Raw genomic sequence first — 21,193 nt, forward strand, 5'->3', positions numbered from 1 at the left:
TATTTCCACCCACGCGGCGTTATGAAAACGTCACACAACGAAGCGAGATGCCGAATGGAGAACCGTCAGCCGACCGAACCGGGGCGCGATGCCGTCATCACCCACGGGATCGTCACCGACAATCCTGTGGGGTTGTTGCGCGGAGAAGGCTGGCAAGCTGTGTGGGGCGTCGTGCGCGAGGCAGGCTTGCGCCTGTGGAGCGATGACGCTTTCGGATTGGCCGGCAACGTCGCGTTCCGCGTCCTTCTCGCGGTCTTTCCGTTTCTCATCTTCACCTCTTCGATGACCGCCTTTGTCGGCAGTCAGAGCATGGCCGAAGATCTTGTCTCTTTCCTGATCGCCATCGTTCCCAAAACGCTGATCGAGCCCATCATAGCGGAGGTTCAGCAGGTGATGACGGTTCAGCGGGGTGGGGTGCTGTCCACAGGTATCCTCCTGACGATCTGGTTTGCCCTCGGGGGTGTGGACGGCGTGCGGATCGGTCTCAACCGGGCCTATGGCCTGCGCGAAACCCGTTCGTGGTACGTCCTTTATCCGGTGATGGTCCTGATGGTTGTCATTGCCAGTCTTGTGCTTGTGCTGGTCGGGTATCTTCTCGTGCTTGCGCCCCGCGCGGGCTCTTGGCTGCATATTCTTTTTCCGGGCTTCGATCCGGCCTCGGTGACCATCAAGCTCGTGCGCTATCCGGCCGCCGCGATTATCTTGGCGTTCTCGCTTTTCCTGGCACATGTCGTGCTGCCCGCGCGACGAACACGTTTCTCCTCAATATACCCCGGCGTTCTCTTTACCATTGCCATGTGGACCTCGCTGACGGCGGTGTTTTCTTTCTACCTCGCCAATTTTGCCAGCTATGCGACCTATTACGCGGGGCTGGCGGGTATCGTCGCGGCGCTTTATTTTCTCTACCTTGCTGCGCTGGTTCTTATCTTCGGCGGAGAGCTCAACCGCGCCATTCGCATTCGTCGCCTTGCCCGCGCCTTGCGCCAGAATTCGGATGACGAGCAAGATCAGCCCATAACGCAGGACGCATAAGCCCGCCCATTCGCTAAGCTGCAACAAAGCCATGGGAGGAGCCTGTCGCGCACAGCGGCTGATCGCGTTGACCTACGGCCCAAAACCCTGATCTGTCAGGTCTGGTCGTCGTCCTCACGCTGCGCCTCTGCATTCTCCACCGCCCAGCTGCCTGCGGCTTCGACGGCGATGGTGGTACTGGTGGGCAAGACGTTCAGGTAGCTGTCGGACTCGTCGACAGAGGGGGCCGCGCGTTGCGACATGCGGTACAGCGCGTACACGACGATGGCCAGGAACCCGGTCCCCAAGGTCAGCCAGAAGGCCTGAGGCCCCACCGCCTGCATGGCCCAGCCGGTGGCAAGCGGGCCGACAATCGCACCCAGACCAAAGGTAAAGACAAGCCCGCCGGAGGCGGCAGGCATGTCCTCGACCGCCAGCGTGTCGTTGGTGAACGCAAGAAACAGCGCATACAGCGGTGTTGTCACGCCACCCGCCACAAACGCCGCGCCCAACAGCGCGCCAAAGCTGCCTCCGGTAAACCAGCCCATGGCGCAGGCCAAGGCCCCGACACTCGCAGATCCAAAGATCAACTTGCGCCGGTCCATTTGATCGGACAGCCAGCCGATTGGATATTGCAGCACCAACGCCCCGGCAAACAGCATGGCGACAAACAGGGAGATCTGTGTCGCGGTCATCCCGACCTTTGATCCGAACACCGGCCCCATACCGGTTTGCGTGGCATAGACGCTTCCCAACAGGAAAATGCCGATCGTCGCGAGAGGGGCGCTGCTGAACAACTGGCGCAACGGCATGGGGCGGGCCACTTCGACGACCGGCACGGGTGTGATGGACAGCAAGATCGGCGCAAAGGAGATCGACACCAGGATCGACGCCCCGATGAACAGGGCCGATGTCCCGGCATCCCCCAGCGTCAGCAGGCCCTGCGCGCCGATGATCCCCACCGTTTGCGCGATCATGTAGGCCGATAGCACCTTGCCTCGGGTTTCGTTCGTGGCGGCGTCGTTGAGCCAGCTCTCCGCGGTGACATATACGCCAGACATGCAAAACCCGATGATCAAGCGCAGCAGCGTCCAGGCCCAGGGTTCTGTCACCAGCGGGAACGCAATCAATCCCGCTGACATGAAACTGCCCAGGGCGGCAAAGACCCGGACATGCCCCACCCGCCGGATCAGCTGCGGCGTGACCTGTGCGCCGGACAGAAAGCCTATGAAGTAGCCGGAGGTCACAATCGCCAAAGCGGTGGAGGAAAACCCCTCCAGCCCGCCACGCAAGCCGATCAGCGTGAAATGCATGCCGTTGCCCAGCATGATCAGTACAATTCCAAGCAAGAGCGCCCAGACCCCCGACAAGACTTTGATCATGGCGTCGCTCCGCTTTTGGTAGGATTGAGTTGCTCCTGTGACCGTTCTCCAGATCGCGCGGCTTGGCAATCTCATGGACGACCTGCCCCCTGCGGTTTTCGCCATTTGGGATCAACGGTGCCAAGATTTTCGGCGCATCGCGTGGGGCAGGGGCCGTCATCGCGGAGAAGACGTCGGCATCCCTTGCGAAGGTCCCGGTCGGCTCTCCCTCAAGGGGCGCCGTGGGCCTCGGGTCAGGCCGGCCTGATGCGTTTCGGCAAGCTCCAAAGGCAGATCAGCGCCAGGACTGCTGGCCCGGCATACAGCAGGGTAAAGATCAGCAGGCTTTCGGGCGCATCGCCATGGCTGCCACGCCACAGACTGCCGGCCCAGGCCATCCCCCAGATCACCGCAATCAGCCAAAGACCGGGGCGCAACAGGCGAGGGGTCGGGCGCGCGCCGCGCAGCACTTGCAGAAAATGCCAGGCGTTCAGCAGCGCCGCCGCCAGCATCGCCGGACACACCACGAAATAGAGCACCATCACCAAAACCACACCATGGGTCAGACCCTCGGCGCTGCGAGCCAGGATAATGCGCGTCAGATCGACGGCGTAATACAGCGCCATTGCGGCCAGCAGGAGGGCGCTTGCGGTGCCGAGTATCTGCGCACGGGTGAGGGGCATGGGCAGGTTTCTTTCGCTGAAAACGGAGGGACGGTAACGCGCCCGCCCGAGGCAGGTCCTACGCGCGCTGGTTCAGCAGCGCGGTCATCACGGCGGGCACGTCGATGTAGCCCAGCGTGGACTGTCCGTCGGCCACCAGCACCGGCAAGTCGCCCGCGGCGATCATGGGGAGGATCTCGCGGATTGTCGTCTCCGGTGAAATGGACCGCAGGTCATCGGCGCCCTGATCCGGCACCGGGCCCATGATCTCCAGCGCACGCAGCACGTTGAGCGGGTTCATATGCGCCACAAAGTCCGCCACGTAGTCGGTGGCGGGGGTCAGCACGATCTCCTGCGGCGCTCCGCATTGCACGATGCGCCCGCCTTCCATGATGGCGATGCGGTTGCCGATCTTCAGCGCCTCATCCAGATCGTGAGAGACGAAAATGATCGTGCGCCCCAGCTTGCTTTGCAGCTCCAGCAACTCGTCCTGCAACCGGTTGCGGATCAGCGGGTCGAGGGCCGAGAACGGCTCATCCATCAACAGGATCGGCGCTTCGGTCACCATGGCGCGGGCCAGCCCCACACGCTGTTGCATGCCGCCGGACAGTTCGCTGACCTGCCGGTCCGCCCAATCGGTAAGGTTCACCAGCTCCAGTTGCGCGCGCGCCCGGTCATGGCGTTCCTGCTCCGGCACGCCTGCGATCTCCAGTCCGAGGGCCACGTTGTCGATCACCGTCCGCCATGGCAGCAGCCCGAACTGCTGGAACACCATGGCGACGCGTTGAATACGGATATCGCGCAGCACCTTGTCCGAGGCGCTGGCCACATCGACCAACCCGTCCTCGGTGCGCACTTCGACACGGCCGCGGGCCACGGGGTTCAGCCCGTTCACCGCGCGCAGAAGCGTCGACTTGCCAGAGCCGGACAGCCCCATCAGCACAAGGATTTCCCCGTCATGCACATCGAGAGAGCAGTTATGGACGCCCAGGACCTGCCCGGTCTCTTTCTGGATTTCGGGGCGGTCCTTGCCGGCATCCATCAGGGGCAGGGCGGCCTCCGGATTGTCGCCAAAGACGATGTTGACCGCGTCGAAGCGCACCATGGGATCTTTTTGGGTCATGTTATTTGCTCCGCTTGAACATGCGGTCAAAGATGATGGCGACAAGCACGATGGCGATGCCCACTTCGAACCCTTTGGCAATGTTCACCGTGTTCAGCGCGCGCAGCGTCGGCACGCCAAGCCCCGAAGCACCGACCAGCGCCGCAATCACGACCATCGACAGCGACAGCATGATGGTCTGTGTCAGCCCGGCCATGATCTGCGGCATGGCGTAGGGCAGCTCCACCTTCCACAGCAGCTGGCGTGGTGTTGCGCCAAAGGCGGTCCCGGCCTCGATCAGCGCCGTGGGCGTGGAGGTGATCCCAAGGTGCGTCAACCGGATCGGCGCGGGAATGGCAAAGATCACAGTGGCGATCAGGCCGGGCACCATGCCAAGACCAAACAGGATCAGCGCCGGGATCAGATACACAAAGGTCGGGATCGTCTGCATCAGGTCCAGCACCGGCGACAGGGCGTTCATCACCCAAGGGCGACGCGCGGCGGCGATGCCCACGGGCACGCCCACCCCCATGCAGACCACGGCGGACGCGATGACCAGTGCGAGCGTCTCTGTGGTTTCTTCCCAATATCCCTGGTTGATGATGAGCAGCAGACCGCAGGCCGTGAAAACTGTGAATCCAACGGATTTTCGCGCAAACCAGCTCAACACGGCAATCAGCGCAACGATCAACAGCGCGGGCGGCGTTTGCAGACACCACAGCATTGCGTCGATGACAGCTTCCAGCGCCCGCGCCAGCCCGTCAAAGAACCATGCGGCGTTGTCCGTCAGCCAATCAACGAAGGTCTGCACCCCTTTGCCGATCGGCAGCTTGTTATCTTCGAGCCATTCCATACGTGTCTCCGTTTGGGGCGGATGTGTTCATTGACTGGCCAGTCAATAGCGAGTTGGCGCCGCCATGTGAACCGGACTTGTCGCAAATATCTGTCAAAGCGTCGGAAATCCCCCGCGAGTGTCCGGCGGATGCCGTCGACTGCGGCACCTGCCTGCGCTGATCGTGACGCTATCCTTCTCTCGCCCGGATGCACAAACGAAAACGCCCCGACCGCGAGGGGCCGGGGCGCGTTTCATCTCTCTCGCATCACGATCAGTCCAACGCGGCCTTCACCGCCTCAACCGCGTCACCACCGTCTTTCGTGGTCACGCCGTCCAGCCAGCCGTCCAGAACGTCGGTGTTGGAGGACAGCCATTCGGTCGCCGCGTCCTGCGGATCTTCGCCATCGTCGAGGATCTTGGCCATGATCTCGTTTTCCATGGCCAGCGTGAATTCAAGGTTGTTCAGCAGCGCGCCGACGTTCGGGCATTCTTCCACATACCCGGCAGAGGTGTTGGTGTGCACCGTCGCACCACCCAAGTTCGGGCCAAAGTAATCGTCGCCGCCGGTCAGGTAGGACATGTCGAAGTTGGCGTTCATCGGGTGTGGTTCCCAACCGAGGAAGACCACCGGCTCGTCCCGGCGATCGGCGCGGGCCACCTGGCTCAGCATCCCCTGTTCGGAGGATTCCACCATTTCGAACCCTTGGAGGTCAAAGGCGTTCTCGTCGATCATCGACTGGATCAGGCGGTTGCCATCGTTGCCCGGCTCGATGGCGTAGATCTTGCTTTCGAGCGCATCGGCGTTCGTCGCGATATCGGAAAAGCTGGCAATGCCCAGATCGGCTGCGGCCTTGTTCACGGCCAGCGTGTACTTCGCCCCTTCGAGGTTGACGCGAACGCTGTCGACGCTGCCTTCGTCGCGGTACTTGGCAATGTCCGCCTCCATTGTCGGCATCCAGTTGCCGAGAAACACATCCACATCGCCCGATGCAAGCGAGGTGTAGGTGACCGGCACGGACAGGACCTTGACGTCGGTCTCGTAGCCCAGGGCCTCCAGCACGACAGAAGTCGCGGCGGTGGTGGCGGTGATGTCGGTCCAACCCACGTCAGACAGGGTCACGGTATCGCATTGCGCCAGCGCGCCGGTGGCGGTCACGCTCAGCGCGGCAACGGCGCAAAGGGTCTGCTTGAACATCATGGGAAGTCTCCGCTGTTGTGTCATTTTCGGTTAACATCGGTCATAGGACCGCGCGTGGCAACCCGACAGGCGGAGAAACCTGACCGCCGGCTCAATGCGCGCCGATGCTGTGCGGAAAGCCGCTTCGGTGGGCGGGTGGGGGCCACCACCGCCGGGTTTTGTCTCCTCCAAAGTCACCACGGGGGCGGCATCAGGCGGTGACGACGGCCCGGCCGGTGCGCGTTCGTCAGCGCCAGGCCACAAAGCCTAGATGCAGCGTTGGCGATTTCTGAAATCTTGGGCATTGCTGCGGGCGCCAAGGCACGGCCAGCTTGCGAATTGGTCCGCGAGGACAGGCGCCAGGCATGCAAAAGGCGCAGGCATTTGGGCCGCCTGCGCCTTTGTCAAAACCTCGGAACGGATCAGTCTGTGCCGGTCATCCGTTCATGGGAGGACACGGTCGGCACCAGCGCCAGCACAACCTCTTTCATGGTCAGCTTGCCAACGGCCATGCCCTTGCGCATCACCTTGAACGTCAGGTCGGTGCGCCCTTCGGCGCGCGCGATGACGCTTTCCAGCGTGTCCTCGGCATCCACCTCGCCATCGGTATGCTCATCAGGGGCAATGCCCTCCTGCATCACGGTGCGGGCGCGCAGAACGCGGGCGCGGTTGATGTCAGCGATGAAGTCCACGATGTAGGGATCTTCGGGATGCATCAGGATCCTTTGCGGCTCGCCCTGCTGCACGATCTCGCCATCCTTCAGGATCACCAGGTGATCCGCCAGTTTCAGCGCTTCGTCCAGGTCGTGGGTGATGAACACGATGGTCTTGTGCAGTTCTCCCTGAAGCTCCAACAGAAGGTTTTGCATGTCCGTACGGATCAGCGGGTCCAGGGCCGAGAACGCTTCGTCCATCAACATGATGTCCGAGTTCGACGTCAGCGCGCGCGCAATGCCCACACGCTGCTGCATCCCACCCGACAGCTGGTGCGGATAGGAGGGGCCGTAGCCGTCCAGCCCCACACGGGCGAGCCATTTCTGCGCCTCCGCATGGCGCTTGTCCTCGGCCACGGCACGCACTTCCAAGGGCATGGCCGCGTTGTCCAGCACCGTGCGGTGCGGCAGCAGGGCGAACTTCTGAAACACCATGGACATGCGGGTCTGGCGCAATTCGCGCAGCTCCGCCGCGTTCATCTTCATCACGTCCTGCCCGTCCACGAGGATTTCCCCCGTGGTCGGTTCGATCAGCCGGTTGAGGTGACGGATCAGCGTGGATTTGCCCGACCCGGACAGACCCATGATGACCGTGGTCTTGCCCGCATGGATGTCGATGTCGATCTCGCGCAGGCCGACGACATGCTGGTACTCGGCCAGCACGTCCGGCTTGGACATGCCTTTCTCAACCTCTGGAAGAACCTTTTGCGGGGTGCTGCCAAAGATCTTGTACAACCCGCGAATGCGGATCTGCGGTTCGGTCGTTGTGTCAGTTGCCAACTCGGTCATCGGGTGCTCCGGGATACATCGACACGCGCCAGCGCGGCCTTGGAGGTGCGGTCAAGCATGACGGCCAGCAGCACGATGCCCAGACCGGCAATCAGGCCAACGCCGATTTCGAGGTTGCGGATACCACGCAGCACCAGCACACCCAGACCCGGTGCGGACACCAGCGAGGCGATCACAACCATGGCAAGGCTCATCATGATGGTCTGGTTCACACCGGCCATGATGTTGGGCAGGGCCAGCGGGATCTCCACCTTGAACAGCTTTTGTTTGGAGGTCATGCCAAAGGCATCTGCGGCCTCGATCACGTCCTTGTCCACCAGTCGGATGCCCAGATCGGTCAGACGGATCACCGGCACAACGGCGTACAGGATGATGGCGATGCCATACAGCTTTGATTCCGTGACCGAAAACAGGAAGATGAGTGGGATCAGGTAAACAAAGGTCGGCAAGGTCTGAAGCAGATCCAGAACGGGTATGCCGGTCTTCTGCAAACCGTCGTATTTCGACATGGCGATGCCGATGGGCACGCCAATCAGGACACATAGCCCGGTACAGACAAAGATGATGGACAGCGTCGCCACCGCAACTTCGAGGTGGTCGATCGCGCCGAGAAAGGCAAAGGACAGCGCCACGAAGATGGTGACCGGCTTGGACCGCGACACCCACCACGTCAGGGCGATCAGCAGCGGGATCAGGATCCACCACGGCGTCGAGGTGAACAGCCAAAGCGCCCCGTCCAGCATCCAGGACAGCGGTTGCGTCAGCGGGTCCAGAACCACCTTCAGGCTGTCCTTGGCATCCAGGAAGAAGCGCTCCAGCCCGGCGGTCATCTCGCGCGTCTGGGGGATCTTGCCACAGGCTTCGTGGAGGCTGTCCAATGAGGGGAAGGGCAGCGGCCCCGTGGTTTCGTTTGCGTCCGCGCCCTGTGCTTGCGCCAGAAGCTGCGCCATGGTCATGGGGCCGTCTTCTTTGCCCGCGTCGCACCACTCACGCAATCCCAGCGCATTAAACACGCCGTCGTAATGTGCCATTCTGGAATGTCCCTGTTCTGTTGCACCCGGTGTGCTGCGGGCGCAGGTCGCCCGTGTCACGGGCCCCATAGGTGAAAAAGGCGGGCGCTGTGTGCTGCCCGCCTTCTCCCGATGTGTTTACTGCAGCAGCGCTGCGAGCTTTTCCTTGGCGTCGTCGTTCAGCCACTCGCCCCAGATGTCCTTGTAGGTGGTCAGGAAGTAGACCGCCGCTTCGTCTGCGGAGGCGTTGTTCTCTTCCTGCCATGCCAGCACGCCGTTCATCTGCTCGTTGGTGAACTGCATCTTGGACAGCATATCGGTCACGTCCGGGTGCTCCTGCGAGAAGCTGTCGGTGACCACGGTCAGAACCTTGGCGCGCGGGAAGGCCGACATCTGAGGGTCGGCGCAGTCTTCCTTGCCGTTGCAGGCATGGGCTTCGGCGTCATAGGGGCCGATGTCGACCATCGTCATCGGATACTGGCCCAGAACGGAAGTCGGCGCCCAGTAGTAGCCGAACCACGGCGCTTTGTCCTGATAGGCCGCGGCGATGGAGGTCGCCATGGTCTCACCGGAGCCGTGCTGGAAGATTTCGATGCCGGCATCTTCGACGCCAGCAGCGCGCAGCAGGTTGCCGGACACGGTCTTGCAGGCCCAGCCATCCGGGCACTGGTGGAAACGGTTGCCGACCAGCTCGGGGTTGTCGAGGATGCCCTGCATGGTTGTCAGCTCGGGGTGCTCTTCGGCCAGGTAGTTCGGAATCCAGAAGCCTTCGACGCCCCCATCGGACAGCACGTCGGTCAGCGGCTTCACTTTGCCTTCGGCAGCCAGGCGGTCATAGACCGGCGCGGCGTTGACCCAGAGTTCGGTCAGGATGTCCGGCTCGTTGGTTTCCGCCACGGAGGTGAGCGCCGGGTTGGTGGAGGACGGCACGCTCTGCACGTCACAGCCGTAGCCCTGTTCCATCAGGAACTCGCCCACGGCGGTGACGACGGCGGAGGACGCCCAGTTCATTTCGGTGATGGAAACTTCGCCGCAGTCGCTTTGAGCGAAAGCCGGGGCAGCAAAGGCCCCGATGAGAGCGGTAGAAAGCAGAATATTGCGCATTTTTATTATCCCTGTTTGTCTACGATACAGTACGCGATTGTCCGCGCTTTTTTGCCCCAAAAGGGGATTGAGCGACCAGTCAATCATGCCTGGTGCAATCCTACGGGAGGGTCCACCGGGAATGAAAGGCCGGAACGTGCAAAAACGACATGAAATGTCGCTAAAACGGATAGTGTTCTGTCGCGATGGGCGATGAGATGACATCAAACGCCCGCCTTGGTGGAGCAAGCGGTTTTTCCGCTGCGCTGTTGTGTTTCCCAGTCTGGGGCGATCCACGGCTCGGAATTGTCAGCTGACAATTGTGGTCGGCCAAGGATGTGGTCGGCTGCCTTTTCGCCGGTCATGATGGAGGGCGCGTTGAGATTGCCGTTTGTGATGCGCGGAAAGATCGAACTGTCCGCCAGCCGCAGGCCGTCCACCCCGATCACGCGGCATTCGGGATCGACCACCGCCATGGGATCGTCCTTGGCCCCGATGCGGGCCGTGCCGCAGGGGTGGTAGGCGCTTTCCACATGCTGACGGATGAAGTCGTCCAGCTCGTCATCGGTCTGGCAATCCGCGCCGGGTTGGATCTCGTGCTTGTAATACGGCTTGAAGGCGTCTTGCGCAAAGATCTCGCGCGTCAGGCGGATGCAGCGCCGGAAGTCTTCCCAGTCCTGCGCGTGTGCCATGTAGTTGAACAGGATGCGCGGCGCGTCCTTTGGATCGGCACTGCGCAGTGTCACCTCTCCGCGTGACGGGGAGCGCATCGGGCCGGTGTGCGCCTGAAAGCCGTGGCCTTCCGCGCTGGCCTTGCCGTCGTAGCGGATGGCGATGGGCAGGAAGTGGTACTGGATATCGGGATAATCCACACCCGGCTGAGAGCGGATGAACCCCGCGCTTTCAAATTGGTTCGACGCACCGGGGCCGGATTTGTTCAACAGCCAGCGCGCACCGACATAGGCCTTGCCCGGCAGGTTCCAGTACTTGAACAGGCTGACCGGCTGGCTGGCGGCGGCCTGGATGTACAGCTCAAGGTGGTCTTGCAGGTTTTGACCGACGCCCTGGCGATCTGCGATCACCTCGATGCCATGCTCCGCCAGATGGTGTGCCGGGCCGATGCCCGACAGCATCAGCAGCTTGGGCGAGTTCAGGGAGGAGGCGGCGAGGATGACTTCGGCACGGGCCTTGACCACCTCGATCTTTCCGCCGCGCTCGATCTCCACGCCGATGGCGCGGCCGTCCTCGATCACCACCTTGCGGGCGAGGGCGCGGATCAAGTCGCAGTTATCACGCTTGAGCGCCGGTTTGAGATAGGCATTGGCGGCGGACCAGCGCTGACCTTTCCAGACGGTCATGTCAAAGGGGCCAAAGCCCTCTTGTTGGTGGCCGTTGTAATCGCCGGTGATCGGATAGCCTGCCTGTCCGCCTGCCTCCACAAAGGCCCGTGTCAGAGGGTTCTCCCGCTTGCCGCGTGTGATGTGCAGCGGACCATCGGTGCCACGCCATGCCGGGTCGCCGCCGTGACCGCCCGAATGCCAGTTCTCCAGCCGTTTGTAGTAGGGCAGCACGTCGGCATAGCCCCAACCTGCCGCGCCCTGATCGCGCCAGTGATCGAAGTCGCGGGCGTGGCCGCGCACGTAGATCATGCCGTTGATCGACGACGAGCCGCCGATCACCTTGCCGCGCGGACAGGCGAGACGGCGACCGCCCAGATGCGGTTCCGGTTCGGTCTGATAGCCCCAGTCGTACATCTTCATGTTCATCGGGTAGGACAGCGCGCCGGGCATCTGGATGAAGGGCCCGGCATCGGTGCCGCCGTGTTCGATCACCAGCACGGATTTGCCCGCCTCCGACAGGCGGTAGGCCATGGCACAGCCGGCCGAGCCTGCGCCGACGATAACGTAATCTGCCGTAAGCTGGCCTGCGGTGGTGGCGGGCATTCCGCGTCCTTTCGGGTCGTGTCGCCGGGGGAGGGGGGAGATGCCTCCGGCGGGAGGTATTTTTGAAGCAAGGACACAGGGGCGCGGTTGTCCGGCCCCTGCGTTCGGGATCAGAAGGGGGCTTCGACGTCGCCCATGCGCACGTAGACGGATTTCATCTGGCTGTAGTGCTCGATGGCTTGCTTGCTGTTCTCTCGGCCCACGCCGGAGGCTTTGACGCCGCCAAAGGGTGCTTCGACCGGGGCGTCGTTGTAGCTGTTGATGAAGCAGCTGCCCGCCTGAAGCTGCCCGATGACCCGATGCGCGCGGGAGATGTCTTTGGTGAAGACACCGGCCGCCAGACCGTAGGGTGTGTCGTTGGCGCGGGCGATCACTTCGGCCTCGTCGTCGAAGTCGAGCACGGCCATGACCGGGCCAAAGATTTCTTCCCTTGCGATGGTCATGTCGTCGGTGACGTCGGCGAAGACCGTGGGCGCAATGTAGAAGCCGTCGCGGTCGAGGCGGGTGCCACCGCAGATCAGGCGCGCGCCCTCTGCCTTGCCTTTGTCGAGGTAGCCGAGAACGATGTTCATCTGCGCCTCGGAGACCATCGGACCGATGGAGGTCTCATCCTCGCGCGGGTCGCCGATCACCGCTTGCGATGTGCGTTCGGCCAGACGGGCGAGGAACTTTTCCTTGATGGATTTGTGCACGAAGACGCGGGTGCCGTTGGAGCAGATCTGACCGCTGGAGTAGAAGTTGCCAAGGATCGCGCCGCCCACTGCATTTTCGATGTCGGCGTCGTCAAAGACTATCATGGGGGATTTGCCGCCAAGTTCCATGGTGACGTGCTTCATCTCGGCTGCGGCCGCCGCGTAGACCTTCTTGCCGGTGGCGGGGGAGCCGGTGAGCGAGACCTTGTCAACGCGCGGGTCGGTGACCAGCTGCGCGCCGGTCTGACCCATGCCTTGCACGACGTTGAAGACGCCCTTGGGCAGGCCGGCCTCGATCAGGATTTCGGCGACCTTCAGCGCGCAGAGCGGCGTGGTTTCCGACGGCTTGAACACCATTGCGTTGCCGCAGGCCAGCGCGGGCGCGGCCTTCCAGCAGGCGATCTGGGTCGGGTAGTTCCAGGCGCCGATGCCGACGCAGACGCCCAAGGGTTCGCGCACGGTATAGACCCAGTCTTCGCCCAGCGGGATGTGCTCGCCGGTGAGCGAGCCTGCCAGGCCGCCGAAGTATTCCAGCGCATCGGCGCCGGAGGTGGCATCAGCGACGCGGGTTTCCTGGATCGGCTTGCCGGTGTCGAGGGTTTCGAGCTGGCTGAGATCCTCGTTGCGCTCGCGCATGATCTGGGCGGCGCGGGTCAGCACGCGACCCCGCTCCCGCGGGGACCACGTGGCCCATTCCCTTTGCGCCGCGGCGGCGGCGGTGAGCGCCTGGTCGATGATGGCGGGCGTCCCGGCATGGAGTGTGGCCAGCGTCTCGCCCGTGGCGGCAAAGACGACGGGAATCGCGTCGCCTGCCGTGTCCTCGACATAGGCGCCGTTGATGAAGTGAGACCCTTTGGGTTGGACAGTCATGTTATTCTCCACGTGGGAAGCGGGCGTTTTCTTCGACGACGTTGAGGTCCATGTGATTGCGCATGAACCGTTCCGAGGCCTTCTTCAGCGGCTGGTGGTCCCAGGGGTAGTATTTGCCATTGCGCAGCGCCTCGTAGACGATCCAGCGGCGGGCCTGGGAGCGGCGGACTTCCTCGTCGAAGCGATCCAGATCCCAGCGGGCCTCGGCTTGCGCGCGGAAGTCGGCGAGCACCTCGGCGTGGGCAGGGTCGTCGGTGAGGTTGGTCAGCTCATGCGGGTCGTTTTCCAGATCGAAGAGCTGATCGGGGTCCAGCGCGCAGCGGTTGAACTTGTACTTGCCCTGGCGCAGCGAAATCAGCGGCGCGTAAGAGGCCTCGGCGGCATATTCCATGGCGACGGGCGTGGTACGCTCCGTCCCGCTTGCGAGCGGCAGGAGCGATTCCCCTTGGGTCCACGGCGCGACCTCATCCATGGAAATACCGGCGATGTCACAAATCGTCGGGCAGACGTCGATGTTGGAGACCGGGGTCGCCTCGTGGTGCGGCTCCAGCCCCGGCGCGCAGAGCATCATCGGCACGCGGGCCGACCCTTCGAGGAAGCTCATCTTGAACCACAGGCCCCGCTCGCCCAGCATGTCGCCGTGGTCGGAGACGAAGAGGATCACGGCCTCTTGGCGGGTGCGTTCCAGCGTGTCGAGGATCTCGCCCACCTTGTCATCGAGATAGGAGATGTTGGCGAAGTAGGCCCGGCGCGAGCGTTTGATGTCGTCATCGGTGATGTCGAAGTCGCGCCAGTTGTTGGCGTCGAAAATACGCTTGGAATGCGGGTCGTGGTCCGCATAGTCCATCGCCGGAACGCGCGGCAGCAGATGCTCGCACTCCTCGTAGAGATCCCAGTATTTCTTGCGCGCGACGTAGGGGTCATGCGGATGGGTGAAGCTGACGGTCAGGCACCAGGGGCGGTCATCGTGGCCGCGCGACAGGTCGTAGATCTTTTGCGTGGCCTCAAACGCGACTTCGTCATCGTATTCCATCTGGTTGGAAATCTCGGCCACGCCGGAGCCGGTGACGCTGCCCATGTTGTGATACCACCAGTCAATGCGCTCGCCCGGTTTGCGATAGTCGGGGGTCCAGCCGAAGTCGGCGGGGTAGATGTCCGTGGTCAGGCGTTCCTCGAAGCCGTGGAGCTGATCGGGGCCGACGAAGTGCATCTTGCCCGACAGGCAGGTGTGGTAGCCCGCGCGGCGCAGATGGTGGGCGTAGGTTGGCAGGTCGGCTGGAAATTCGGCGGCATTGTCATAGACACCGGAGATCGACGGCAGTTGCCCCGACATGAACGAGGCCCGCCCCGGCGCGCACAGCGGCGAGGCCGTGTAGCAGTTTTCGAACCGGACAGATCTGGACGCCAGCCGTTTCAGGTTCGGCGCGTGCAGCCAGTCCGCGGGACCATCGGGAAACAATGTGCCGTTCAGCTGGTCGACCATCAGGATGAGGATGTTGGGCTTGCTCATTGGGGCTGTCCGATTTCCTTGTTCAGCGCGGCGAGCACATGTTCTGCCGCGTCATGTCCGTGGAGCGCTTGGGGGATGATGGCGCTGCGCAGGTAGAGGCCGTCGATCAGGCCGGCGATGCGTTCGGCCACGCCTTCGGCCTGGTCGCCCACCAGAGGGCGCAGGTCATGCACGAGGTTGGAGTGCAGGCGGCGGTGGTAGACCGCCAGCAGCCGCTTGGCCGCGTCGGAGGATTGCGCCAGCACGTAGAAGTTCAGCCAGGCCGAGATCACCTCCTGCCGAAAGTTGGTGGTGGAGAAACTGGCGCGGATCATCGCCTCGACCCGGTGACGTGGGGTTTGGGCGGTGAGGAGCGCGCCCCGCACCTCGGCGCCATAAATCGTCAGGATGTGGCGCATGGCGGCGAGGAAGAGGTGCTCCTTGTCGCCGAAGTAGTGGAAGGCCAGGCCCGAGGAGACGCCCGCACGTTTCGCGATGCGGCTGACCGTGACATTCAATGTGCCCGCTTCACCGATCTCGTGAACCGTCGCTTCGATCAGCTGACTTCTGCGCTGCGCTTCTGTTGCCATGGCGTGCCTCCGTTTTGCGGGAAGCTTAGCAATTGTTGACTGACGGATCAATCAATAATAGGCGGCAGGACTTGGAGGCGCGCCGTCCGTAGGGTGATGGTTTGGTTTTCACCGCCACGCGGCGTTAGGGCGTGCTGCGTCGACGTGGCGAACTTGACGCAGCGTTCGCACGCAGAAGTTGCATTTTACCTCTTGACAATCGTTAACATATGGAGAATCGCATGTGTCAAAGAGGCGACTTGCCATCTGAATAATAAGTTCAAAAGCTATTTCCGGCGTGTAAAGCTGTCGTTACACAGTCGTTCCTCTGAAGGCCCGAGCAAACTTTTGTTGTTCTTGTAAAGTGTATTTCGGGGCGTGCCGAGGTCTGTAGCCGCGTTGCAGATCGAAACACGCCCGCACCTTGTCGGGCCTTCGGAAACTATTGTCCTAGTGGTGAAGCGGGGTGCCCTGTGGGCGTTTCGTGTATCAAGTATCAATGCCTGTCCCGAGGCATTGCTTCGTTTCGTATCGCTTTTCTCCAAAAGCGGTTTTGTGGTTAGTGCTGTTGTGTGACGGGCCGTCGTGGCCCACCGGATCTGGATGTTGGCCACCCGTTGACATCCAGATCCACCTAACCCCCCCAATTCCTCAGTCGATACGACCGCTTGGGCGGTAATTTCAAGCGTCAAGCTTGACCATGCCCATTCTGCGCGTCAAGCTTGCGACCGAGTATTTCAGTACAGTTCATATGCAGCCTTCAGTAGATTGCGGGGTCGCAGAAAGGGGAGGACATGCCTGTCCGGTCTGATTTTGAACACCAACGCCTGTCGCGCCGAAGTTTTCTAAAGACCGCCGCAGGCACCGTTGCAGTCACCATTCTCGGTCTGCCGGGCGGCGGTGGGCAGCGTGCGATGGCTGCCGGGGCGGGGTCCTCTCCGCTGGGGCCTGTTCCGGGGGTTGCGGCGCAGCGCGTGGAAGGGCTGGCGAAGGTCACGGGGCAAAAGATCTTTGCCCGCGATCACAATGCCCGCGACATGGAGGGCTGGCCGGACAAACAATGGCATGCCATGTATTTGCGCGCCCGCACCACGCAGGAGGCTTTTCTCGGCATCGACCTGACAGTCATGCCGCCAGAGGCGCAGCCCACCAAGCAGATCCTGGCCGATGACCTGGACCCGCGGCTGTTCGATGTGCCGTTGGCGTTCAACCGTGACCTGCATGTGGATGCGCGTCTGATTGAACGCGAAGCGGCCGAGACGGGGGCGGACAAATCCAGCTTCAACCAGCCGGACGGTCTGCAATTCGATCTGCTTGTGATGCCTGGGTATACCGCGAATTACCTCGGACAAGCCGTGGCGCTTCTGTTGTTTGACAGCCTGTCCGCGTATCGCGCCGCGCATCGCTTTCTGGCGTTCGACGATGGCCGGGTGCAGCGCTACGGCGCGGGCAAGGGGCCCGAGGGCACACCTGCGCCGAACACGCCGTTCAATTACCCGACCCATTATGTAAAAAGCGGCGACTTCAGCTATGCCGCCGCAAAGACGTCGGAGGTCTACGACGCTGGGCTGGCAGACGCCGAGGCCGAGATTGCCGCGGCGCTGGCGGAGCCCGGTCTTCTGCAACAGCCGATCTCCATCGATATGCGCGCCATGGACCCGATGTTCATGGAGCCGGAGGCCGGCCTCGTCTGGGTCGACATGCAAGCCAAGGAGATGAACGTAGTTCTGGGCACGCAGTCGCCCGACGGCGACGTGCAGAACATTGCCAGTATGTTCAAAAGCGACGGCTCCCCGATCCGGGATCTACAGGGGGTGACACTGACCAGTTGCTACCCGGGCGGCGGCTTTGGCGGGCGTGACAGCTCGCCGTTCTCGTTGATGCTTGCGCTGGCGGGGGCCTTTGCCGACGGCAATCCCGTCCGTCTGGCCTATGATCGGTTCGAGCAGTTCCGCGTCGGGTTGAAACGACACGCCACCAAGGCCGAGGGGACGCTTTACGCCAACCCGGACATGACGCTGGAGGCGATTGATCTGTCGATGGTCTTTGATGGTGGCGGGCGACGCAACCTGTCGCCTTACGTGGCCTCGCTTGGGGCGCTTTGTGCAGGTGGCAGCTACAGCTTTCCCATGGCGAACATCCGTGCGGAGGCCGAGCATACGGAGAATATCTCCGGCGGATCGCAGCGTGGGTTCGGCGGCCCGCAGGCGTATTTCGCCATCGAGACCGCCATGGACGACCTCGCCGTCGCGCAGGGCTGGGACCCGGTGGCCTTTCGGCGGGCGAACCTGATCGAAGAGGGCGGGCAGACGGTGGTCGGCGGCCCGATCGAGCAATCCTTGCGCCTTTCCGACATGATGGACATTGCCGAAGGGCATCCGCTTTGGGCGGATCGGGCGGGGATCAAGGCGGCCTACGAGAACGCGGCGGGGCATGAAAACCGCCGCTACGGCACCGGGATCGCCATGTCCTTGCAGGCCTACGGCACCTCTGGCGACGGCATGGTTGCGGCGGTGAAGCTGGCCCGGGACGGCACGCTGACGGTGCAGTCCGATGCGGTGGATATGGGCAACGGGTCGGCCACGACGCTGGGTGTGACCATCGGTCCGATCCTTGGGGCCAATGCGACGACGGTGGATATGGGCGGCTACACGCTGTTTCCGCAGACACAGATGAGCGATGTGCGCAGTGACGTTGATCTCTGGACGGTTGATCCGATGTGGACGAAGAAGGGCACCGGGTCGTCCTCGGCCTGTCTGACGGGGCTGCATCAGGTCCACACGGTGCAGCAAACGGCGATGGCGCTGCTGCGTGGGTCCCTGCTGGTGGCCGCAGCCGAGGTATGGGGGCTGGACGGTCTCGAACCCGAGGATGCGGTCTGGGTGGATGGGATGCTTGTCCCGCTCGGGGGAGGGGAGCCGCTGCCGCTGAGGCTGCTGGCAGAGATGGTCTACGACTTGGGCCTTCCCACCGGCGCGCTGGGCCACGCCTATTTCCAGAACACATGGGTCGAAGCGGAGTTTGACACGCGCGGCGGTGCGCTGCGGCTGCAACTGGACGGGTTGGCGTATTACACAGAGGACGGTGACACGCCGACGCCTATCGCGCGGCAAAACGGCAGCTACCCGGCGCCAGGCACCGCGCGCTATTCGCGCTATGTCTGGGCGCCCTGCATCAACGTGGTGGGGGCCAGCGTCGACACGACCACCGGCGATGTGCGAGTGGAAAACGTGCTGAGCGTGTTGAACGCCGGATATATCCATGTGCCACAGATGGTGTCGGGGCAAAGCCAGGGCGGCGTCGCCATGGCCATCAGCTATGCCCTGCTGGAGGATATGCCACCCGGTATGGCCGGCCCTGCCGATGGGACATGGAACCTCAACCGGTATCATGTGGCGCGCGCGACGGATGTGCCGCTGGGGGGTGTCTACGCCCCCGGCGCGCGGGCGCAGGAATTGATCACGCTCGACCCGCCGCCGGGCACCGGGCGCGTGGGGCGGGGTATCGCGGAGGCGGTCATGTGCTCCGTCCCGCCGGCCATTTCCAACGCCTTGCGCGATGCAACCGGGGTGCGCTTTGGCTCACTGCCGATCACGCCGGAGAAAGTTCTGGAAGGGCTCAAGACATGACCATTCGTTTGACCGTCAATGGCACCGCGCATGAGATCCCCGACAGCCGCGGCACTGACACCCTGCTGGATTTTCTGCATGACGATCTGAACCTGACGGGGACAAAGTTCTGCTGCGGCATCGGGGTGTGCCGCGCCTGCACCGTGCAAGTGTCCGAGCCGCTCAATCCTGTGCCGACGCCAACCATCAGTTGCTCTACCGCGCTGGCGACATTGAACGGAACCGAGGTGTCGACCATCGAATCCGTGGCGCGCGACGGCCAGCCCGATCCGGTGCAGCAGGCGTTCCTCGATGCGTTTGCCTTTCAATGTGGCTACTGCGCGCCGGGGTTTGTCATGGCGGCGCGCATGTTCCTGATGGGGCTGAGAGCGCAGCCCGTGCCGGAGGACCAGTTGGAAAGCGCGATGATGGACGCGATGGGCACGCATATTTGCCGCTGCACCGGCTACGTGCGCTACTTCGATGCGCTGCGCAGTCTCGCCACGTCCATCAACGCGGGGGAGGCCATCGAGCTATGACGCGTCCTTTTATCGCCTTGTTGGCTGTCTGCGCAGTCCTGACCGCTTTGCCGGATCGTGTGCCGGCGCAGTCTTCCTCCGCCATCTACAGCCAGGCCTGCGCCGCCGAGATCGAAGCGATCCCCAGCTTTGAGTGCGCTGATGGCGTGACAGTTCCCATCACGATTGACGGGGTGGAGGTCACCGACCGTGCCCCGGCGACCTGCGATCGTCCCGGCCTCTTGGACAACGGCCATGGATCGGATGGGCAATGTGTCCCGTTCTCGCGCATTCTGAACCTGTCGACGGAGGCGGCTCAGGTCTCTGTCATGTGTCGGCAAAAGAAGTTTCGCAGCCATGACGCCACGGAGTACGACGAGATCGACGTGATTGCCCACAATCCGGACACCGGCGCCACATGCTGGTTTCAGGCAAAGGCCGACGATGGGGGCACGGTCAGTGGCGTGGCGGTGCCTGCGCCGACCTCGGCCACGGACACAAGCTTTTGGGTGTCTCCGGAGGCGGTCGTCGCAGATGATTGCGGCAGCTGTCACGACAATGACCCGTTCATGTACTCTCCCTTTGTAAGCCAGGTCTGGGACCACGTGCCGACCAATCCGTTTGGGCCCTATACCCATGTGGGTCAGGACCTCGGCTTTGATGCCTGGCCCCGGTGGGAGATGGCGCCGCGCGACAACACCTGCCTGAGCTGCCACCGCATTGGCACCGGACAGTGGACTGGCGACGGTGCGCCCACGGACGATCAGAACCACGAAAAGCCCGGCACCTGCGGACAACTCGCGTCATGGATGACGGGCGCGCCCTTTCCCGGCGCGGATGAACTGGCGCGCAGCTACCCGCTCAGCCACGCCATGCCGCCGAATATCGGTATGACGGAGCAGGAATGGGCCGTGCGGTATGGTGACTTCGTGGCGCAGGTTCATTCTTGCTGTGCGGACCCGTCGCAGGCATGGTGCAACGTGCGCGAGATTCGTTCATACGTGGAGGATCAATCCAGTCCATGAAGAATTCAGTGGCCTTTCCGCATTTGCTGAAAGCCAAGCTCCTTACTGACCTGTCGCCTGACGACAAAGCAGACTTCTTGAACCGGTGCACCGCCCGGATGTATCAAACCCCGGAGATCTTCCTGCATCAGGGAGAGCACTCTCCGGGCCTGTTTATCGTGGCGCACGGGCGTATGGATGTCTTGCTGACCAGTCCGGGGGGCGAGCAGACCCTGTTGGCCCACCTCGGCCCCTGCGAGACCGTGGGTGAGATCGAATGCATCTCTGGCGGGACCTGTATCGCCTCGTGCCGTTCGCAGCCCATGACCACAATGTTGTTTTTGCCGACCGATGTGTTGTTCGAATATCTGCGCATGCCGATCTTCATTCGCAACGTCGCTGCGGTGTTTCGCAGTCGCATGCAACAAGACAACGCGGTCAAGGCGTTGGATCTGCATGGCACGTTGGATCAACGGCTGTTTTTGCGGTTGCGGACCCTGTGCGACGGCAGAGACCGCGTGCGCGCAAACCAGGCTCATCTGGCCGAGATTCTCGGCTGTTCGCGTCAGAGCGTGAACAAGGCGCTGGGTCGACTGCGGACGGAAGGTATCATTGATGTGTCCAAGGGCGAGGTGCGCATCCTGCAGCCCAACGCTGTGGTCGAAGGCCTGTCGAACCTGCAAGACAAGTAACCCCGGGATCTGAGGGCCGCGACAAGAGCGGCGTGGGTCTCTTCTGCCGGCGAAAATCCTCTCGC

Annotated in this window: 17 protein-coding genes; 5 read left to right on the forward strand and 12 right to left on the reverse strand. The window is 62.7% G+C overall.

All coding sequences use genetic code 11. The features are described 5' to 3' along the window. The first annotated feature begins 54 nt into the window (after positions 1-54). Entirely contained in the window at positions 55-1,032 is a 978-nt protein-coding gene (locus GGQ68_RS15805) for a YihY/virulence factor BrkB family protein (protein ID WP_183967693.1), read from the forward strand. A gap of 95 nt (positions 1,033-1,127) precedes the next feature. Here the strand turns inward: GGQ68_RS15805 and GGQ68_RS15810 are convergent, their stop codons facing one another. The 12 genes from GGQ68_RS15810 to betI all read right to left on the reverse strand — a co-directional run bounded on the left by GGQ68_RS15810 (position 1,128) and on the right by betI (position 15,327). Next, a complete protein-coding gene (locus tag GGQ68_RS15810; RefSeq protein WP_183967696.1) occupies positions 1,128-2,393 on the reverse strand; it encodes an MFS transporter in 1,266 nt (421 codons plus the stop codon). A 233-nt stretch (positions 2,394-2,626) separates the two neighbouring features. Next, entirely contained in the window at positions 2,627-3,055 is a 429-nt protein-coding gene (locus tag GGQ68_RS15815) for a hypothetical protein (RefSeq protein ID WP_183967698.1), read from the reverse strand. 58 nt (positions 3,056-3,113) lie between these two features. Then, on the reverse strand, positions 3,114-4,157 hold the full coding sequence (gene choV, locus GGQ68_RS15820; protein WP_183967700.1) for a choline ABC transporter ATP-binding protein: 1,044 nt from the start codon (positions 4,155-4,157) through the stop codon (positions 3,114-3,116). A 1-nt stretch (position 4,158) separates the two neighbouring features. Then, positions 4,159-4,989, reverse strand: coding sequence for a choline ABC transporter permease subunit (gene choW, locus GGQ68_RS15825; protein ID WP_183967702.1), 831 nt, complete (start codon positions 4,987-4,989; stop codon positions 4,159-4,161). A 253-nt stretch (positions 4,990-5,242) separates the two neighbouring features. Then, complete coding sequence (locus tag GGQ68_RS15830; RefSeq protein ID WP_183967703.1) at positions 5,243-6,169, reverse strand: choline ABC transporter substrate-binding protein; 927 nt, start codon at positions 6,167-6,169, stop codon at positions 5,243-5,245. 401 nt (positions 6,170-6,570) lie between these two features. Further along, positions 6,571-7,650: a quaternary amine ABC transporter ATP-binding protein gene (locus tag GGQ68_RS15835; RefSeq protein WP_183967705.1), complete on the reverse strand. Its 1,080-nt coding sequence runs from the start codon at positions 7,648-7,650 to the stop codon at positions 6,571-6,573. Next, positions 7,647-8,681 (reverse strand): ABC transporter permease, encoded by a 1,035-nt coding sequence (locus GGQ68_RS15840; RefSeq protein ID WP_183967707.1) that lies wholly within the window; start codon positions 8,679-8,681, stop codon positions 7,647-7,649. The genes GGQ68_RS15835 and GGQ68_RS15840 overlap by 4 nt, the downstream gene beginning before the upstream one ends. A 117-nt stretch (positions 8,682-8,798) precedes the next feature. Beyond that, the gene (locus GGQ68_RS15845) at positions 8,799-9,764 is read right to left on the reverse strand and encodes an ABC transporter substrate-binding protein (protein WP_183967708.1); all 966 of its coding nucleotides are present in this window, start codon (positions 9,762-9,764) and stop codon (positions 8,799-8,801) included. Between the two features lie 203 nt (positions 9,765-9,967). Then, the gene (gene betA / locus GGQ68_RS15850; protein ID WP_183967709.1) at positions 9,968-11,686 is read right to left on the reverse strand and encodes a choline dehydrogenase; all 1,719 of its coding nucleotides are present in this window, start codon (positions 11,684-11,686) and stop codon (positions 9,968-9,970) included. 110 nt (positions 11,687-11,796) lie between these two features. Continuing rightward, positions 11,797-13,248 (reverse strand): betaine-aldehyde dehydrogenase, encoded by a 1,452-nt coding sequence (gene betB, locus GGQ68_RS15855; RefSeq protein WP_183967710.1) that lies wholly within the window; start codon positions 13,246-13,248, stop codon positions 11,797-11,799. Between the two features lies 1 nt (position 13,249). Beyond that, the gene (gene betC, locus GGQ68_RS15860; protein ID WP_183967711.1) at positions 13,250-14,758 is read right to left on the reverse strand and encodes a choline-sulfatase; all 1,509 of its coding nucleotides are present in this window, start codon (positions 14,756-14,758) and stop codon (positions 13,250-13,252) included. Continuing rightward, positions 14,755-15,327 carry a choline-binding transcriptional repressor BetI gene (gene betI / locus GGQ68_RS15865; protein WP_183967712.1) on the reverse strand — a complete coding sequence of 191 codons (573 nt, stop codon included), beginning with the start codon at positions 15,325-15,327 and terminating at the stop codon, positions 14,755-14,757. The genes betC and betI overlap by 4 nt, the downstream gene beginning before the upstream one ends. Before the next feature lie 773 nt (positions 15,328-16,100). On the opposite strand from betI, the gene GGQ68_RS15870 reads away from it, so the two are divergent. Genes GGQ68_RS15870 through GGQ68_RS15885 form a run of 4 tightly spaced genes read left to right on the forward strand, consistent with a single transcriptional unit; the run spans position 16,101 to position 21,128 of the window. Continuing rightward, positions 16,101-18,935 (forward strand): xanthine dehydrogenase family protein molybdopterin-binding subunit, encoded by a 2,835-nt coding sequence (locus GGQ68_RS15870; RefSeq protein WP_183967714.1) that lies wholly within the window; start codon positions 16,101-16,103, stop codon positions 18,933-18,935. Further along, positions 18,932-19,453, forward strand: coding sequence for a (2Fe-2S)-binding protein (locus tag GGQ68_RS15875; protein WP_183967716.1), 522 nt, complete (start codon positions 18,932-18,934; stop codon positions 19,451-19,453). The genes GGQ68_RS15870 and GGQ68_RS15875 overlap by 4 nt, the downstream gene beginning before the upstream one ends. Next, positions 19,450-20,457, forward strand: coding sequence for a hypothetical protein (locus tag GGQ68_RS15880; RefSeq protein WP_183967718.1), 1,008 nt, complete (start codon positions 19,450-19,452; stop codon positions 20,455-20,457). The genes GGQ68_RS15875 and GGQ68_RS15880 overlap by 4 nt, the downstream gene beginning before the upstream one ends. Beyond that, on the forward strand, positions 20,454-21,128 hold the full coding sequence (locus GGQ68_RS15885) for a Crp/Fnr family transcriptional regulator (RefSeq protein WP_183967720.1): 675 nt from the start codon (positions 20,454-20,456) through the stop codon (positions 21,126-21,128). The genes GGQ68_RS15880 and GGQ68_RS15885 overlap by 4 nt, the downstream gene beginning before the upstream one ends. Positions 21,129-21,193: the final 65 nt, after the last annotated feature.

This window comes from Sagittula marina (genome assembly GCF_014196795.1).
Taxonomy (GTDB): Bacteria; Pseudomonadota; Alphaproteobacteria; order Rhodobacterales; family Rhodobacteraceae; genus Sagittula; species Sagittula marina.